15 protein-coding genes are annotated in these 17,977 nt (G+C 40.5%); 1 reads left to right on the plus strand and 14 read right to left on the minus strand.

The genetic code is table 11. The features are described 5' to 3' along the window. Nucleotides 1-4 precede the first annotated feature (4 nt). On the minus strand, nt 5-2,446 hold the full coding sequence (locus tag A5888_RS04420) for a glycyl radical protein (RefSeq protein ID WP_086348000.1): 2,442 nt from the start codon (nt 2,444-2,446) through the stop codon (nt 5-7). A 291-nt stretch (nt 2,447-2,737) separates the two neighbouring features. Next, nucleotides 2,738-3,481 carry a DeoR/GlpR family DNA-binding transcription regulator gene (locus A5888_RS04425; RefSeq protein WP_086348001.1) on the minus strand — a complete coding sequence of 248 codons (744 nt, stop codon included), beginning with the start codon at nt 3,479-3,481 and terminating at the stop codon, nt 2,738-2,740. A 148-nt stretch (nt 3,482-3,629) separates the two neighbouring features. On the opposite strand from A5888_RS04425, the gene A5888_RS04430 reads away from it, so the two are divergent. Beyond that, nucleotides 3,630-4,406 (plus strand): glycyl-radical enzyme activating protein, encoded by a 777-nt coding sequence (locus tag A5888_RS04430; RefSeq protein WP_086348002.1) that lies wholly within the window; start codon nt 3,630-3,632, stop codon nt 4,404-4,406. Between the two features lie 72 nt (nt 4,407-4,478). On the opposite strand, the gene A5888_RS04435 is transcribed toward A5888_RS04430, so the two are convergent. From A5888_RS04435 to A5888_RS04490, 12 genes are all read right to left on the minus strand, one after another. After that, nucleotides 4,479-5,540 (minus strand): PTS fructose transporter subunit IIC, encoded by a 1,062-nt coding sequence (locus A5888_RS04435; protein WP_086348004.1) that lies wholly within the window; start codon nt 5,538-5,540, stop codon nt 4,479-4,481. Nucleotides 5,541-5,562: 22 nt separating this feature from the next. After that, nucleotides 5,563-6,540 carry an ROK family protein gene (locus A5888_RS04440; protein ID WP_086348005.1) on the minus strand — a complete coding sequence of 326 codons (978 nt, stop codon included), beginning with the start codon at nt 6,538-6,540 and terminating at the stop codon, nt 5,563-5,565. Between the two features lie 16 nt (nt 6,541-6,556). Further along, nucleotides 6,557-8,617: a glucose-specific PTS transporter subunit IIBC gene (ptsG, locus tag A5888_RS04445; RefSeq protein ID WP_339101954.1), complete on the minus strand. Its 2,061-nt coding sequence runs from the start codon at nt 8,615-8,617 to the stop codon at nt 6,557-6,559. 25 nt (nt 8,618-8,642) lie between these two features. After that, complete coding sequence (locus tag A5888_RS04450) at nt 8,643-9,062, minus strand: hypothetical protein (RefSeq protein ID WP_086348006.1); 420 nt, start codon at nt 9,060-9,062, stop codon at nt 8,643-8,645. A 325-nt stretch (nt 9,063-9,387) separates the two neighbouring features. Continuing rightward, nucleotides 9,388-10,350, minus strand: a complete 963-nt coding sequence (locus A5888_RS04455) for a sugar-binding transcriptional regulator (protein ID WP_339101956.1) — start codon at nt 10,348-10,350, stop codon at nt 9,388-9,390. Nucleotides 10,351-10,520: 170 nt separating this feature from the next. After that, entirely contained in the window at nt 10,521-12,518 is a 1,998-nt protein-coding gene (gene tkt, locus A5888_RS04460) for a transketolase (RefSeq protein WP_086348007.1), read from the minus strand. 175 nt (nt 12,519-12,693) lie between these two features. Then, nucleotides 12,694-13,383 (minus strand): D-allulose 6-phosphate 3-epimerase, encoded by a 690-nt coding sequence (gene alsE / locus A5888_RS04465; protein WP_086348008.1) that lies wholly within the window; start codon nt 13,381-13,383, stop codon nt 12,694-12,696. A 509-nt stretch (nt 13,384-13,892) separates the two neighbouring features. Then, entirely contained in the window at nt 13,893-14,993 is a 1,101-nt protein-coding gene (locus tag A5888_RS04470) for a PTS fructose transporter subunit IIC (RefSeq protein ID WP_086348009.1), read from the minus strand. Between the two features lie 276 nt (nt 14,994-15,269). After that, entirely contained in the window at nt 15,270-15,719 is a 450-nt protein-coding gene (locus A5888_RS04475) for a fructose PTS transporter subunit IIA (RefSeq protein ID WP_086348010.1), read from the minus strand. Nucleotides 15,720-15,744: 25 nt separating this feature from the next. Beyond that, nucleotides 15,745-16,059, minus strand: coding sequence for a PTS fructose transporter subunit IIB (locus A5888_RS04480; protein WP_086348011.1), 315 nt, complete (start codon nt 16,057-16,059; stop codon nt 15,745-15,747). Nucleotides 16,060-16,072: 13 nt separating this feature from the next. Next, on the minus strand, nt 16,073-16,495 hold the full coding sequence (locus A5888_RS04485) for a PTS sugar transporter subunit IIA (protein WP_086348012.1): 423 nt from the start codon (nt 16,493-16,495) through the stop codon (nt 16,073-16,075). Continuing rightward, a complete protein-coding gene (locus tag A5888_RS04490) occupies nt 16,485-17,975 on the minus strand; it encodes a BglG family transcription antiterminator (RefSeq protein WP_086348013.1) in 1,491 nt (496 codons plus the stop codon). Before A5888_RS04490 ends, A5888_RS04485 begins: the two co-directional genes overlap by 11 nt. Nucleotides 17,976-17,977 lie beyond the last annotated feature (2 nt).

A 17,977-nucleotide genomic window follows, 5' to 3' on the forward strand; every position in this document is an offset into this window, starting at 1 on the left:
CTTTTTACAATACATGCTCTGTTCGTTCGATAATATCGTCCTGCGTCGCTTTTGATAAGACATTGAAAAATGCGGAATATCCAGCCACACGAACAATTAAATCTCTGTGTTTTTCAGGATTTTTTTGTGCATCGATCAGTGTGTCGCGAGAGACAACGTTGTATTGAATATGATACCCATGCAACTTATTGAAAAATGCACGAAGCATCATGATGAGCTTTTGTTTATCTTCTTCTTTTGCCAAAGTTTGCGGGTTCACTTTTTGATTTAGCAATACACCACCGATGATTTCGTCTGTTCTCAATTTGGACACAGATTTCAATACAGATGTTGGTCCATTTTTATCCATATTATGAGAGGGAGAACAACCTTCTGCAAGAGGAACCCAGGCATTACGTCCATCTGGTGTTGCCATCGTTCCTTTCCCTTGCCCGACATTCGCAGAGATAGATGATGTTCCTGAGTAACGAGTACCACCAATAGGTCCACGACCAAAACGTGTACTCGGATATTTTTTCACTTCTTCGATATAGCTGTCGTAAGCTTTTGTCACCAACTGATCTGTATAGTCATCATCATTCCCGTATTTAGGAACATCATGAAGGATCATTTGTTGGATTTCTTTACTGCGTTCACTCGCGTAATCCGTCATTAAGGCTTCCCATAGCTCCTCTTGAGTGACTTTTTCTTCCTCAAACACTAATTTTTTGATTGCTGCCAGAGAATCCGCAAGATTGGCGATCCCCACCTGTAGACCGGAAATGAAGTCATACACCGCTCCACCTTCTTTCAAGGTTTTCCCTCGACCAATACAATCCTCTGTTAAAGCGGAGCATAAGATATCCGGAACATCACGTTCAAGACCTAAATCAATGGCATTCTCGACGATGACACTCATACGCGTCAATTCACGTACAGTTTTATCCCAAACATCCTGCAGCTCTTCAAAAGATTTCATTTCTTTAAAGTGCCCATATCCTTTTACAAAACGTTTCCCTGAAACAGGATCAATGCCGTCATTCATTGCGATCATCAGTATTTTAGGGAAATTCATGTAACTCATCCCAGTACATCGATAGCCCCACTTACCAGGGACAGCCGTTTCTACACAGCCAATTGCACTATAGTCGTAAGCATCTTCTTCTGTGACACCGATGCGAATAAATGAAGGAATGATGATCTCATCATTGTTGAAAGCCGGCATACCAAAGCCCAGTTTCATTACTTCAATACACTCATTCATAAATCGACTGTCTAAGCCAGAATGATAGCGAACACTCAAGTTCGGCTGCGGCAATTTTGTTTGAGCAACACTGCGTAATACAAGATACGATAAATCATTTACTGCATCCTTCTTATCTTTCGTTTGCCCACCGATCGTAACATTTTGGTAAAGAGGGCTTCCTGCACTACTGAATGTATGCGCCTGACTTCGTACCTTATTGATCGTCAATGTCTTGATCCAAAGATTTGTCAATAATTCAACAGCCTTCTCTTCCGTGATAGTTCCTTTTTCCAAATCAGATTTCAGATATGGATACATATATTGATCAAAACGTCCATATGACAAAGAATGCCCATTGGATTCAATCTGCAAGATAAGCTGGATAAACCAAACCGATTGAACAGCCTCAAGAAATGTTTCGGCTGGTTGATTTGGGACTTTTGCACAAACTCGGCTGATTTCCAACAACTCAGCTTTTCTTGTAGGCGAGGCTTGTTCAGCTAACTCTTTGGCTAATTCTGAAAAACGCTCTGCATAAGTCTTTACAGCATCCAAAACAATCAGTATAGCATTATAAAATTGGTATTTATCAATGCTTTCCGGCTCCGTCAAATCCAACGCTGCTTTTTCTTTAAGAGTCCGTTCTTTATACCCAGCAAGACCTACTTCAAGCACTGTTCTGTAATCCACAGCTAAGTGAGCATCCCCAGAATTCATTTTCCCTTCCATTCCAAAAAATCCTGTTTCCATAAATACAGAGACCTCATCAGGAAGTAATGCACCAGCTTTTGCTCTAAGATTATTATTTTCCCAAAAATCAGCAATGGAACGCAGGTCATCTTTCGTCTGTTCTGTGATATAGAAGACATCTCCATCTCTTTTCTCAAAGAGATCCAATTCATTAAGAACAAATTCTAATGTATACTCCGGAAAAATTGGCGCATCTTTATTTGAAGCTGCTTGGTTACCGACGATCATCGTTTCATCCTCAATATAAATCGACATTTTTTCTAAAATATTTTTCAGCATCAACGCTCGCTTCATAACACTTGGCTGGTTTAGGTGCTCTTTATACGCTTCGGTAGCCAATAATGCTCTTTCGGCACAAATATACGGTTTTTTATTGAGTACCGACTCACGGTACTCATTCATTCGATGGGTCAACTGTCCAAAATACGGCTGGTCACTTACATGCTCTCTTGTCTTCATTTGAGTATTCATAATAGCCCTCCTGTTTTTTCGTTCGTAATTAAATAATGTTTCTTTCGTAAAAATCATAACATATATGAATAAATGTCGTCAATATAAACAAGGCAATAAAAAAAAATAAACCAAAAATGCACATACGTGCATTTTTGGTTTACGTTCATAGAAAAAAGACGAGAGCTAACCTATTCACCTTCAAGTAATACAATACTTCTGACCTACTATTTCTTCGATTTTAGATAGTAAAAGTAGCTTGGTTAGGTTGCGCGTTCCACTCACCTTAGCTTCTAGACTGAGTTGGTTCGTTTAAACAGTAACTACTTCGATATTTCTTTGTTTTAAAAAGGAGCGTGTCTCCTTAGGAATACCTGAATCAGTGAACACCTTGCTTATTTCATCAAATCCAAATTCTGAAATGACCCCGTTTTGCATAAATTTACTGGAGTCTGTTAAAACAATCGTTTGATTGGCTGCTGTAGCCAGCGTTCGGGTTGTATCACATCTTGTGATATCACTTCCTGTAAAGCCTCTCTTCTGATCGAAACCGTCAATCCCAACAAACAATTTATCAACAAAAAATTCACTGATTACTTGTTTGACTAAAGGTCCAACATTGACTTGAGATTCCTTTTGGTATTCTCCGCCAATCAGAATAACCTTCACCGAATCTGCTTTTCTTACATAAGAAGCAATAAAGCAAGAATTTGTAATGATCGTTATATCACTTCTATTGAACGCCAGCTCTTCAGCTAGTAAAGCACAGGTAGAGCCCGATTCAATCATGATCACGTCACCATCATTAACGATTTTACTGGCTTCAACCGCTATTTTCATTTTAAGATCATAATTTTGAGCAAGTCTATAATTAATGTCATCTGAATTATTTAGTAAAGCATATCCATGTTGTCTATGCAATAATCCTCTTGATTCAAGCTTATCAAGGTCTTTTCGAATGGTTACTTTTGACACATTCAGCAACTCAGAAAGCTCGTTGACTTCTATTTTTTTCTTTTGGCTTACGATAGCAATAATTTCCTCTTCTCTTGACATACGCTACCTCCTTATCTCTAACAGATTACCATACTTTTCCTATTCCAACAATATTTAAAACTGGAAAATAGTTTCGTACGTAATTAATACCATTTACGTAAGATTATTTTTCTGGTAAAATACAAGTGAATAAGAAAGGAGCTTCACAATGATCGATAAAGCATGTATATTCAATATCCAAAAATTTAGTATCCATGATGGTCCCGGGATTCGTACTGTGGTATTTTTTAAAGGCTGTCCCTTGAGATGTTTTTGGTGTTCCAATCCTGAATCTCAAGATGGAAAACCGGAAAAGATGTGGGACAATCAAAAGAAGGAATTTACAACTGTAGGGGAATATAAATCTATGGAAGCTATCATAGATGAAGTAATGAAAGATGAAGTATTTTATGAAGAATCAGGTGGCGGTGTCACGCTTTCAGGTGGAGAAGTCCTTTATCAAGCTGAGTTTGCTACAGAGCTGTTGCGTCAATTGAGGGAAAAAGGAATTCACACAGCTAGTGAAACAACGGGTTTTGCAAAGGAAGCCGTGTTCAAAAAATATATCGACCAAGTAGATATGCTTTATTTCGATGTAAAGCATCACGACGAAGCAAAGCATAGAGAAGGGACGGGTGTTCCATTAGCACCAATAGTAAATAATTTATCCTACGCATTAAAGGAACATGACAACTTAATCGTTCGGATTCCGGTAATACCTGCTTTTAATGATGGGATCGAAAATGCAAAGGCCTTCGCAGCATTCTTCAACAAACTTGGAATAACCAAGGCTGAGTTACTTCCCTTTCATCAATTTGGTGAAAAAAAATATGCTTTTTTAGTAAGAGATTACACCATGCAGGATATTCCTCAGCTACATACAGAAGAATTAGATTATTTTAAAACTATTTTTGAAGAACACAACATTTCCTGTCATGTTCATTAAATAGTGTAAAAAATTTTCTTATATAAATAAGTAGGGACCAGGACACGCGAATGTCTTAGTCCCTTTCTTCGTTTAATTAGCCATTTCTGCTTCTGCTTTCGTTTCACTTATTTCCTTTTTTGTTATTCCTAATATAACTACCCCAACTGTAACACCGAGTACGACCGAAATGACAAATCCAAATGGATTGGCATTTAATGGTAAGATGAAAAAACCACCGAATGGTGCCATCACTGAACATTTCAATAGGACAGAACCGCCGCCAGCAATAGCTGAACCTAGCATACATGCCCCACCAACTCTCAGTGGATCTTTCAAAAGAAAGGGGATTCCGCCTTCAGAGATTCCGGCCAAACCCATGATAATGTTCGTAATACCTTGACCACGTTCTTCATCGGTAAATTTCTTTTTGAAGATCAGTGAAGAGATTCCAGTCACATATGGGGGAATTAACGCACCGGCTAAAACTGCAGACATCAAGACATACTGACCATTAGCTAAGGCTGCTGTTGCAAACAAATACGCAGTTTTATTAATAGGCCCGCCCATATCGGCTGATTGCATCAATCCTAAAATAGCACCTAATATAATTTGACTGGAGCCATTCATGGATTGCAAACCTGAATTCATCAATAGGTTTAATTTTCCTATAACGGGCTCTACCAAGAATTGTGCTACCAAAGCAGTAGAAATGACCGAAATAAGTGGTATGATCAATAAATCTTTAAGAATAGTGAAGTTTTCCGGGAGCTTAGCCAATATTTTTTGCAGAAAAATAACCAAATATCCAACTACAAAGCCTAGAAGTAAGGCTCCAAGAAAACTGGAATCGCCATCTCGACATAAAGCTCCGGCCATCAATGCCGCGGGAATTGCTGCTATTCCACCAATATAAAAAGCAATTCCTGCACAAAATACCGGTAACATGAAGCTAAACATGGCATTGCCATTGTTGTTAAAAAATGCTGCTAACGGCAAATTTGTTCCGTACGTCTCCGGATTAATGGATAGATCATCAAGTAAAAAACTTACGCCCAGCATAATTCCTCCTGCCACCACACAAGGCAGCATGTAATTTACGCCTGACAAAATCGACTCAAGAAACTGATTTTTCTTTTTTTCAGTTGACTCCATTGCAAATCCTCCAATCATTTATTTAGATGCTGCTTTGCTCTAAAGCAATTAGCTCCGTACTGCAGTTTGGGCATAGGATTGCGTTATGCTCCTCATACTCATCCGCTTTTTCAATATATTCTTCAAAGAAGTGATACAAGGCTCCATAGAGATTCGCATCATTATTCAATTTAGAGTTTTCGATCACCGGCATGAGCAAATACATTGGATTTTCTTTATAGATTTTTTTTACTTCGTTCATAATTTGATTTCTTACGAGCGGTTGAGCACTCACCCCTCCACAGATAATGAAACGCTCAGGATCAAGGATATATTGAAGACTTATAATCATCCTTGCTATTTTATGGCAGTACGCTGTGAAAATCTTCCATGATTCACGATTTTCTGCGTGGATATATTCGAAGACCACTCGACCATCTGTATCAGCTGACAGGCCATTTACTTCTGCGATTTGTCCAATCATTTTTGGTGCACACGCATCAAAGCCGCACATTTTATATACGCCTGGTTCCTTTGTTGGATCTCCTACCATGTAGCTTACTTCGCCCGCAGAGAAATGTTTCCCTCGATGAAGCTTCCCATCGATCACAATTCCTCCACCTATTGCGCTTCCAAGAACCATGATCACAGCGTGCTTGGACTCATTTACTCCACCACGCCATAATTCTGCAAGTGCAGCTGCTTTGCCATCATTTTCAATCGAAACTGGTACGTTGAATTTTTCTATAAATTTTTGCTTTAAATTTACTTCATGCAGATAAGTCAGACAACCGCCATAGTAGACGACCCCTTGATAGGAGTCGACCACACCGGGACAACAAATAGAGATCCCCCTCACTTCATATTCTTCATATCGCTCGATTATGGTATACATTTCAACCAGCAAATCATTTAAAGAACTTGGAGGAGTTGGAAACTTCCCTTGGATAAAGATATTTCCTGATTTATCTAAGATAGCGTATTTTACGAATGTTCCACCAATGTCAAAAACCATGTACATTTTCTCTCACTCCTTCTTAAGCTAAATCAACGATCGCTGACTGATTTGCAGAAACTGATTCTCCTGAAATAATTTTAATTTCTTTATTAACAAGGTTCGTGAATGCAATAATCGTCATCGTGTTTTTTTCTTGTTCTTTTAAGTAATCAAAATCAACAATGAAAAGCTTTTGACCTTTATGAATCTGATCTCCTTCATTAACCAATACTTGAAATCCTTCCCCTTTAAGAGCAACAGTATCCAAACCGACATGGACTATCAGTTCGATTCCGCAATCAGTTTTTAAGCCCACCGCGTGTTGTGTAGGAAAAACATTTACAACTGTTCCATCAATTGGAGAAACAATAACTTTGTCTTCAGGAATAATAGCAAAGCCATCACCCATCATTTTTTGTGAAAATACCGGATCTGGAACGTCACTCATAGGAATAATTTTTCCTGCTACCGGAGAAACTATCTTATCTTTGAGGGCTGCACAAGCGTTTTGAAGCTGGATTTCTACCGGTTGCTCGACCGTAACATTTTTTTGCAGTTCGCTTTCAGCGGGTCTCTCCATGTTAGAATCAATGATTTCATTGATTGTAGTCGCATAGATATCCGATTTTGCGCCGAAAATTGCTTGGAATCCATCGCCGACATGAACAACGCCTACTGCACCAAGTCTTTTCAGTGCGGCTTCATCGACAATAGAATTATCTACCAAAATCGTTCTCAAACGAGTGATGCAAGCTTCTACAGAGCGAAGATTTGCTTTTCCTCCCAACGCATCAATGATGTTCCAGCTGACTGCCAGATTATCTCCGTTAGCTGTGACTCCACCCGTGTCTTCATCTGTATTTTCCTCACGTCCCGGTGTTGGTAAATTCAGCTTCACGATCATAAATCGAAAAACAACATAATAGATTACTGCAAAAGCAGCGCCCACAGGGATGACCAACCACCAGGCTGTACGATTGACTAAAACACCAAATAATATGTAATCGATCAACCCACCGGACAATGTCATACCGATTTTAACTTGCAATAGATTCATCACTGCAAAGGAAACACCTGCCAACAAACAGTGGATTCCATAAAGTGCAGGGGCAATAAATAAGAACGAAAATTCAAGTGGTTCAGTAATTCCAGTCAAAAATGCTGTCAAAGCACCTGATAGCAAAATTCCACTCGCCAGCAATTTACGTTCAGGCTTGGCTTCTTTATACATTGCATAAGCAGCTGCCGGTAAACCAAACATCATGAATGGGAATTTTCCTGTCATAAAGGCACCTGCGGTCAAAGTAACACCATCACGCATCTGTTGGAAGAAAATCTGTTGATCGCCATGGATGATAGCGCCTGATGCTGAGGTATAAGAACCAAACTGGAACCAGAATGGCGCATAAAACACATGATGCAAACCAAATGGAATCATCGCTCGTTCAATAACACCAAATATAAATACTGCCAATGTTTGATTGGCTTCGATCACTGTTGCGGAAAAACCGTTCAAGCCATCCTGAATCGGCGGCCAGATGAAACAAAGAACGCCTGCTACAAGCAAAGAAAATACAGCTGTTACCATTGGGACGAAACGTTTACCCGAAAAGAATCCTAGATATGGCGGCAGTTCGATCTTGTAGAACTTATTGAAACAGTTAGCAGCGATCACACCTGCAACAATCCCTCCGAACACACCGGTTTGAAGCGTGGGAATTCCCAATACGGTAGCGTATTTCTGCCCATTTTCAGCGACCATTTCTGGGGTGATGCCCAATACTGCCCCCATAGCCATATTCATCATCAAGTAGCCCACGACACCAGCAAGTGCTGCACTACCATCATTTTTAGCAAGACCTATCGATACAGCAATGGCAAAGAGTAAAGGCAGATTTCCAAAAATAATCGAACCCGACTGCTCCATCACATCTGCAATAACTTGAAACCAGTCAGCCTGCAAAAAAGGAAATTGATTCAATACTGTTTCCTGATGAAACAAATTTCCAAAAGCCAACAAGATACCAGCGGCCGGCAAGGTTGCAACTGGCAGCATCAAAGACTTTCCTACCTTTTGTAAAATACCAAATAATTTTTTCATGATTCTTTCCATCCCTTTCTATAAATCATTTTGACTCCTGATTGATCATTACTCGTGAAAACAACTGGTCTCCAATGGTCGCACCATCTTTTCTCCAGATAAGAAAAAATAGATTTACAGCCAATGGGATACCTAAAAGTACAATATTCAGTAATAATTGCGAGAAAAAGCGCAAAACTAATACAATGACCTGTTGGCTAGTGCTACTTTTCACAAAGCTATAAACAAGACCGTTCATTTTCATACCTAAGGTTTGTTTGTTTAGATAGAACGGAACCAAGATATAATTGATCGAACCACCAATCATCAAGCCTGCAAAAAAAGAAATTTCTGAACTGACTCCTAGCTGTAAACAGCCATAAAGTATGATTCGAACAAAGATAGAAAAAATAAACATATCTGTGATTGCAGCAAAAATTTTTCTAACCTTTATACTTCTCTTCATAAAAAAACCTCCTGACATTCTTTCGAAAGATTTTTAACGTCTTTCGTAAGTAAAAAATTATCATTTGAAAGCGATTTCGTCAACGCCTTTTGTGAAACTAACTAGAAAAATGCACATTCGTGCTAGTTTGAGATTTTTCCAGAAATTTCTGCTTTGCACACTTGTGCTCTGCATTACAATCAATTGACTAAAACAATTTTTAGGAAAATTCAGAAGCTAGAAAACTGTTTATTTTCGTAGAGAGAAGTGGGTTTAATAGAACAAAAAAAGCACTGTTGATCATTCGACCATAGATACTATGGTGACGAATGATCGACAGTGCTTTTTAAAATGAGTAGTCATTATCTAGCTGCAATATTTCAATGATTGTTTCCCTATCGCTCACCAAACAATTAATGTACTTTTTTCGAATCATTGCTAGTAGAGCTTGGGCTTTTTTAGAACCTCTAGCTATAGCCACAGATTTTGAAACCTGAGCTATTTTTTCCAACGATATTCCGATCGTCCTCTTTTGCAGCTCGCTGTGAACTAGATTGCCTTCGCGATCAAAAAAGCGACAGGAGCATTCACCAATAGCCTGCTCCCTTTCTAAAATATAGTAATCCTCTTTTGTTAACAAATCCCGCCATTGGCTATCGCTTTCATCCAAGCTGCCACCTACACCAACTATAGCGACATCCAGAGTTTGCCAATACTCAAGCGTATCTTCAAAATACTTGGACTGAAGGATTCCCTGTGCCAGCTTTTCTGATTCTTGTACGACCGTTGCGTTTACAAAAGAACTCTTGCCATAAAATTTTCTGGCCATCTCATAGACTAATGTATTTACGTGATACCTTGAATTGATGTGACTTGGGCCTCCCGCTAAAGGAAAAAAGATGGTATTTTCTACGTGCCTACTTTCCAGCTTTTCAATCATTTTACTTAAAGTAGAGCCCCATGAGATACCAACCTTTTGATTATCCGTAATGATAGCTCGAATAAAATCAGCTGCCGAATCAGCCAAGGCCTCATTCTTCGCGTCCTCAGTGTCATATTGATTATTCATCGAGATATCAACATGGAGTAAATCATATTTTTTTCTAAAATATTCTTCTAAAGCAAAAAGAGTGGAGTCAAATCCTAAAATATCGATTTTTACGATGCCTTCTCGCTTCGCCTGAGCCAGCATGCGGCTGATCGTTGTTCGATAAATACCCAACATTTTTGAAATTTCAGCTTGTGTTTTATTATCGACATAATAAAGATAAGCTACCTTCGCCAACAGTTTTTTTCTCTTATCGTTCATCGCTTCTCCTTTCAACTACTCTCTTCATTGCCATTCTATCATGTTTTATAGCTATAACAAACAGATATTTTCTTACGTAACAAAAATATCATTCTTTCGAAAAAAACTGCAACTAGTTATACTCGAAAAAAATACCACCACAGTTAGTTCTGTGATAGTATTTTTTCATTTTATATAATTTTATTATAAGCAGCTTTTACCATCTCCACAGTAAAGCCGTACTCTTTAATGATCGTATCCCCTGGTGCACTAGTACCAAAGCGATCAATCGATATAATCGCCCCTTCACTACCGACATAACGTTCCCAGCCAAAGCCAGATGCCATCTCAATGGATACACGCTTTTTGACAGCTTTTGGAAGTACAGCTTCTTTATAACTGTCAGGCTGTTTCTCAAATAAATCAAAGCTTGGTAAAGAAACGACAGAAACATCTTTGCCTTCTTTTGCCAATGCTTTTTGTGTCTCGATCGCCAAAGTGACTTCTGAACCGGTAGCAATCAAAATCCCTTCCGGCATCTCACCTTTTTGAGATGAAATCACATACCCGCCTTTTTCGACAGTCACATCAGCAGCTTCATTCGTTCCTTCAATAACAGGAAGATTCTGACGACTCAGAACCAATACAGTTGGCTTGTCAGCAGTTTTCATCGCAATCCTCCATGCTGCTCTAGTTTCATTGCCATCAGCAGGACGAATGACCTGTACATTCGGCATACACCGCAAGCTCGCCAATTGCTCGATTGGCTCATGAGTAGGTCCATCCTCTCCTACTGCAACTGAATCATGAGTCAAAACATAAACTACTGGAGCCTGCTGAAGCGCGGACAGACGAACAGCTGGACGCAAGTAATCTGTAAACACGAAAAATGTTCCGCCATACACTTTTGTGCCACCATGCAGCTGAATCCCATTCATTGCTGCAGCCATCGCAAACTCACGAACACCAAACCAAATGTTGCGTCCTTCATATCGTCCGGGCTCAAAATCCTTTTCTGCTGCGACCATCGTATTGTTCGAGCCTGAAAGATCGGCAGAGCCACCCCAAAAATAAGGAACAGCTTTTGATAACGCCTGAATCATTTCTTTACTGGAAACCCGACTGGCCTGGCTAGTGCCTACTTCATAGTGAGGTAATTCAGCCGCCCAATCAGCAGGAAGCTCTCCGGAAAACGCTTGAGTGATCTGCTGTGCCAGCTCAGGATACTCCTCTGCATACGCGTTGAACCGCTCCCGCCAAGCTGCTTCCGCTCGCTCCCCTTCTTCGATCATAGTCTCAGTGAAGCGCTGCTTCGCCGCTTCCGGCACTGAGAACGCCGGTTGCTCCCAGCCATAGGTCGCTTTCGCTGTTGAAATCCCTTCAGCCCCCAAGGGTGCTCCATGAACCGCTGATGTCCCTTGATTTGGTGCGCCATAGCCAATAACAGTTTTTACCTCGATCAATGTCGGCTTCTCCGTTTCAGCCTTAGCTGCCTCGATCGCTTTTGAAATAGCTTCAAGGTTGTTGCCATCCTTTACAAGGATATGCTGCCACCCATACGCTTCAAATCGTCCCCCTACATTCTCAGTAAAGGCTTTAGACGTCGGCCCATCCAATGAAATATCATTAGAATCATAAAGAACGACCAGCTTTCCTAGCTTCATATGTCCTGCCATTGAAGCCGCCTCCTGAGAAACGCCTTCCATCAAATCGCCATCACCACATAACGCATAGGTGTGATGATCGATAATCGCATGATTTTGTCTGTTATAGGTTGCAGCTAAATGCGCTTCAGCCATTGCCATACCGACAGCCATTGCGATTCCTTGCCCCAATGGTCCAGTCGTAGCTTCAACGCCATCCGTATGATGAACCTCCGGATGCCCAGGTGTTTTACTCCCCCATTGACGGAAGCTTTTTAAATCCTCCATTGTGACATTATACCCTGAGCAGTACAGCAAACTATAAAGCAAAGCCGAGCCATGTCCAGCCGATAAAACAAAACGGTCCCGATCGACCCATTTCGTTGAAGTCTTCGGGTTCACTTTCAAGTGCTTGGTCCATAAAGCATAAGCGATTGGAGCTGCTCCCATAGGCAGCCCAGGATGACCAGAATTAGCAGCTTGGATCGCATCAATGCTTAATGTTCGTAGTGTATTAACTCCTAGTTCGTCAATTGTATCAAACATAATTTTCCTCCATAAAAACAATCGGGGCAACATACGCTCCTTCGGAAATCACGAGCTCTACTCTTTGGTTTTCCTCTCCATACAGCTCTATTCTGAAGAAACAGTATCTGCCCCATCATTTATTTTTTTGTCAGCTGATGAACACCTACCTCATTTTTTCCATTAATCAGCTGGTCTATTTCACTAATTTCCCTGTCATTTCCTCGTAATCCTTGACCATGATCGCCCAAGCTTTTGAAATATTCTCGTCTAGCCCGAACAACCCACTGCGCCCTACGATATAAATATCCGGACCGGCTGCATCGATTCGTTTGAAGGATTTCCGGTTGGAAGAACCATCCATCTCGATCACATAATTATAGTCTTTTTCTTCACGCAGCTCTCTCAATGCAACGATTTTATCTAGCGTACTCTCTATGAAGCGTTGTCCGGCAAAACCCGGATCGATTGTCATGATCGTGATTTTATCCACTAATTCGATATAAGGGAAAATCGCTTCGATCGGTGTTTCCGGATTCAATACGATCCCAGCCTTCAAGCCTGCATCATGGATCTGATCGATTAGTCGGAATGCCAGACCATCCAACACTTCTGCATGCATACAAATCCATTCACAGTTTAAATCGATCAACTGCTGTACCCACATACTTGGATTTGTCACCATCAAATGTGCGGACATTGGCAAAGTCGTTATTTTACGAAGTTCCTCGATAAACCAAGGAGATAGTGTGATATTCGGCACATAATGTCCGTCCATGATATCGATATGGTATGAATCGACATGATCATTCAAAAAGGTGATTTGTTCTTTAAACTTATCTAAGTCCATCGTCATCAATGATGGGGAAAATTCTACTTTATTCATGTTCGTCCTCGCTTCTTACTGTTAAATTTTTTTCGTGTTTCCCTGATCTTTCGATAATCGATTCATTGTTCTTTGGTTTAAACAGTGTCCTCAAAACAGCTACTAGCAGCGAGCTGTGTCGATGTCCGCTAAGCACCAGTGGTAAACCACTATGTTTCAAGGCTCTTCGACAATAAATCGAAAATTCACAAAAATTTTCGAAACACCAAGTAGGAATCAATCAACATCGGAATGGTACATTCCGTGTTTCTTGTCATTTTCGGAATTTCCGACTTATTTATTCTCGCTGAGCACAGTTAACTCCTGTTAGGAAATGAATTTGTACAAATTCATTGGATTGTCGTTGCACATACCATTCCACTTTCTTACTTCTATCAAAAGTTTCTTGTATCTGCGAGTCGTTTATCCTTCGATTCTCGATACAAACGCGTTTCAATTAGGCGCGTTGGCAACTCGTCACAGTTTAGGTCCTACAAGTGCTTAAAGCTGAGCACCTTAGTCACAACCTCTTAAAAGATTTGGATATCGTCCAAATTGATGTCTTCTTCTTCTTTCTCTACGATATTCTCCATATCTTCCGCGGAAACATTCTTCTTGATAACGGCTAAAACAAGAGCTGTAACGATCACATTGACCACTATTGCAATGACACCTGCCCATGGCTTAGACATCGTTGGAATCATTAGAACACCACCGAATGGTACTGTTGCATCTGCACCAAGAATCATTGTTGTAGCACCACCGGCAAAACCACCGATTGCAGTTGCTACGACTCCTCGAACGATATCATTCATTACTAACGGGATAACGCCTTCAACAATGTTGATGACACCCATTGGTACTGCGGATTTCAAGGTTTCAACTTCCACTTTGGTATAGATATTTTTGCCAAATAGCTTAGCGATGAAATAAGCTAAACCAAAGCCGATCGGTGTTGCTGTATTGACCAATTGTAATGCAGTGATCGGTCCATTCAGCCCTTCTGCCTGCATTGTCAAAACAAAGGCGAATACTGTTTTGTTGATCGGTCCGCCATAATCGACACCACTCAATAGACCAATGACTCCACCAAAAATCAACAGAGAAGAGTTACCCAACCCATCTAAGAAGTTCGTCAATAGAGAAGTCAGCCCAGCAATCGGTGCACCAATGATGTAAACCATGATCAAGCCACCTAAAATCGATGAAATAAATGGAATGATCAGTGTCGGCATCAAGCCTTTGGCCCAGTTTGGAACCTTTACATAGTTTAAAATTGCTATTACAAGATAACCAGCCAGATAACCGCCTAAGATTCCGCCAATAAATCCGGCACCAATGGCATTTGCTGTCAAGCCGATGATGAAGCCTGGTGCGATCCCAGGTTTTCCACCAATAGAAAAGGAAATACCTGTCGCGATAACTACTGGAAGCAGCCCTAATCCAGCGCCACCCATAGTTGCCAAGGCATCCCAAATCGAGAATTCCCCTTGAACCAGCTGTCCTTGACTAGTACCACCAAATGCCATACCAATGGCAATCAAAAATCCGGCACCGCAGACAATCGGAATCAAATAGGAAATCGCTGTCAATAAATGCCCCTTCAAATTCAATTCTTTTATTTTTTTCATTCTTATATCCTCCTAGTCCTGTGTTCAACAATGTTTCTTTCAATCGATCTGCTTCGTTCTGTTGCTTTGATCAACGACCGAAATCTGCAGCCTTCAGCCGATAGATCAATACTTAAGCCTCGTTTATTCGTCGACAAACAGAAGCTCTCTTCTAGCAGGATCGATACTTTCCAACGATCCGATTTCATGATCGTTTATCCCATGTATTTTCTGACACTGTTTCAGCATTTGTTACTCAGCGCCAGTCCACATAGGTACAGTTGATTCACTGCATTCTTAAGAAAAAGCAGTAACAACATCCTCTGGTTTTTCTGCGTGGAGCAGATTGCTGACGACCTCATCATTTCCAAGCTTTCTCGCAAATAATGCCAAAAGCTTCAAATGACTGTTCGCCCCTTCATTGTCATTTCCGACAGCAAAAAGGATGATCCCTTTTACCCCGTTGCCGTCCAGCGATTCCCAAGGAATTTCTTCTTTTGAGATACCGATCGCTACACCAATTTTATCGACAAAAGCACTTTTACCGTGAGGGATAGCAATATAGTTGCCGATTCCCGTCTGCCCTTCTGCTTCACGTGCATAAATATCTTTGATAAATCCATCTATCTCTGAGATATAGCCATTTACCAATAGTTCATTCGCCAGCTCATGCAAAGCTTCGTCTTTTGTCTTCGCATTCATCTTCGTTTTTACTGTATTCAAATCAACGATATCTTGTACTTCCATTCTTCATTCTCCTCTACTCGGCTCTTTATCCCTGTTCGACAACTTCCTTTGCCTTTTCGATCAGTTTATTCGGTGATTTTACAGCGACCTCTGTCGGCACCTGAATCACACGTTTATCATCAAAACGTTCACGACCGGAGATTTTTACATCTACTGCCAAAATCACGATGTCTGCCTGATCGATTTCTTCCTGTGTCAATTCATTCTCGATGCCGATCGTTCCTTGTGTTTCCACCTTCATCTCAAAGCCGGCCTTTTTGGCTGCATTCTCTAATTTTTCCTGCGCAATATATGTGTGTGCGATTCCTACTGTACACGCTGCTACTCCAACTATTTTCATGTTGTTTCCTCCTCTAAAATTCTCTTATTTTTTTGTAAAACGACGCAAGTTCTTTTTCATTTGCTAAATCTTCAAGATACTCTTCATCGGCTAATGTTCGTGTAAACCGAGTGATTTGTTGTTTGATTTCCTGTTCCTCATCAGACTTTAGAAGAATGGCAATTGCCAGCTTAACTTTTCCCGTTGCTTCATCCCAATCAATCGGTTCTTCTAATGAAATAAATAGGATTTGACTCTTTTCAACCTTGTCACTTTCTAAATGAGGCAAGATGATCTGATCTGCAATCAATGTACTTCCTACCGTTTCTCTGTTGACCAAAAGCTCTGTCAACAGCTCTTGCTCTACCCCATTCGCCTGACCTGCAATAAAATGAAACAGCTCCGCTTTACTGCTGACCCTACTATCTAAAAAAACCTGAATAAATTTATCGTTCATTGTAAATCTCCTCGATTTTCTTCTGTAGTCTGTTCTGGTCATCCGCAGTAAACATCGCACTCACTAATAAATACGGAATTGGGATCGCATCACTAAGCATGATCGTCGATAAAATCAAGGCTACATCCGGGTATTTATCAGAAAAGTTCTTTGCATCTCTGGACGCCAGTACATCAACGATCTCCAGCTCCGGAAATTTTCTCTCCACCTTTACCTTCAGCAATTCAGATGTACCAACGCCAGTCGTACACATGATGACTGTTCGGATCGGCAGCTGATTCGTCTCAATGATTCGAGCAAAGTATAACGTAATAAAGCCATTTTCGTCTTCATTGATAGGCGGTAGCTTGAACTTGTCACTGATCACTGCAGATACCTGCTCTACTTGGAAAAAGATCGTGTCATAGGTCATTTTTATCTGACTAAGCAAGCTATTTTTCACCTTGATTCCATGTCGCAGACGATTCAGCATCGGCTTGATATGATTCGCCAAATCAAGGAAAATCGATTCATTTTTGATTGGAATATTCAAGCGAACGGCCATCTCATCCAGATAAAGCTGAGTGATGGTCATGACCTCCGGTGAAAAGCTGGTGATTCGACCAAAGCTGCCCTGCATTCTGGAAGAAACCAAGTATTGATACAAGTAATGTGTCTCACTTTCCGGCATTTCCTCCATCAGATACTTCTCTATATTTCGAATCGTCGCTTTGGCAACCTTATACAGTGGCAAATCCTTTTCACCGTTTTTCAACTCTTCAAACCAATTTTTACTTCGTTCAGATAAGGTCGCACTACCGACCTTTCTCGAACGGCTGATCAGAATATACAAATGAGAGAAAATATTCACGTTGTAAGGATACGGAATCGTAATCTCCAGTTGCTTTTCCATGTGTCTCAGCTGTTCCAAAATAAATAATACATCGTAATTATTGAAATTCAGGTCTTCATTGGTCCGCAAATCATCAATATCAATAATGTTCAGCATCTGAATCCGATCAGAAATTGCCTTTCTGATATCGGCTTCTTCTCCTTTGATAGCGACGGTTCGCTTTTTTCTTTCTAAACGCAAGCTGTATTTCTGTAGCTGTTCACTGATGTATTGTTCATCGTTGAAAATGACACTTTCTCCTACATAGTATTCCTCGTACAGATCATAGACATTTTTAGCTTTGGGTGAAGAAAGCAATAGCTCCTCCATGATGCGGTTGCGTCGTTCAGCAGGTGAAAAGTGGCTTTTTTTGCTGAGCTGAATCCTATTTTGTCCAATAAATTTTTCGTTATCTAGCTTATATCCTCTTCCCTTCTCAGATAAGATAAGCATGCCGTCGGAATAATCATCGTTTATTTTTTTCACTAAACGGTAGACTGTCTTCTGAGAAGTAGCCAGCATCTCTGCCAGTTCCTCTGACGTCACATACTCTTGGTTTTTCGAGAGAAACAGCAATAGCTTTTGTTCGCGGTCTTTTTTTGAACTCACAG

This window comes from Enterococcus sp. 9E7_DIV0242, from assembly GCF_002140975.2.
Taxonomy (GTDB): domain Bacteria; phylum Bacillota; class Bacilli; order Lactobacillales; family Enterococcaceae; genus Enterococcus_L; species Enterococcus_L clewellii.

Coding starts and splice junctions, on each gene's coding strand:
- A5888_RS04435 (WP_086348004.1), bottom strand. CDS start 5,540: ATGGAGTCAACTGAAAAAAAGAAAAATCAGTTTCTTGAGTCGATTTTG.
- A5888_RS04450 (WP_086348006.1), bottom strand. CDS start 9,062: ATGAAGAGAAGTATAAAGGTTAGAAAAATTTTTGCTGCAATCACAGAT.
- A5888_RS04420 (WP_086348000.1), bottom strand. CDS start 2,446: ATGAATACTCAAATGAAGACAAGAGAGCATGTAAGTGACCAGCCGTAT.
- A5888_RS04480 (WP_086348011.1), bottom strand. CDS start 16,059: ATGAAAATAGTTGGAGTAGCAGCGTGTACAGTAGGAATCGCACACACA.
- A5888_RS04440 (WP_086348005.1), bottom strand. CDS start 6,540: ATGTACATGGTTTTTGACATTGGTGGAACATTCGTAAAATACGCTATC.
- alsE (WP_086348008.1), bottom strand. CDS start 13,383: ATGAATAAAGTAGAATTTTCCCCATCATTGATGACGATGGACTTAGAT.
- A5888_RS04475 (WP_086348010.1), bottom strand. CDS start 15,719: ATGGAAGTACAAGATATCGTTGATTTGAATACAGTAAAAACGAAGATG.
- A5888_RS04455 (WP_339101956.1), bottom strand. CDS start 10,350: ATGAACGATAAGAGAAAAAAACTGTTGGCGAAGGTAGCTTATCTTTAT.
- ptsG (WP_339101954.1), bottom strand. CDS start 8,617: ATGAAAAAATTATTTGGTATTTTACAAAAGGTAGGAAAGTCTTTGATG.
- A5888_RS04470 (WP_086348009.1), bottom strand. CDS start 14,993: ATGAAAAAAATAAAAGAATTGAATTTGAAGGGGCATTTATTGACAGCG.
- A5888_RS04485 (WP_086348012.1), bottom strand. CDS start 16,495: ATGAACGATAAATTTATTCAGGTTTTTTTAGATAGTAGGGTCAGCAGT.
- A5888_RS04430 (WP_086348002.1), top strand. CDS start 3,630: ATGATCGATAAAGCATGTATATTCAATATCCAAAAATTTAGTATCCAT.
- A5888_RS04425 (WP_086348001.1), bottom strand. CDS start 3,481: ATGTCAAGAGAAGAGGAAATTATTGCTATCGTAAGCCAAAAGAAAAAA.
- tkt (WP_086348007.1), bottom strand. CDS start 12,518: ATGTTTGATACAATTGACGAACTAGGAGTTAATACACTACGAACATTA.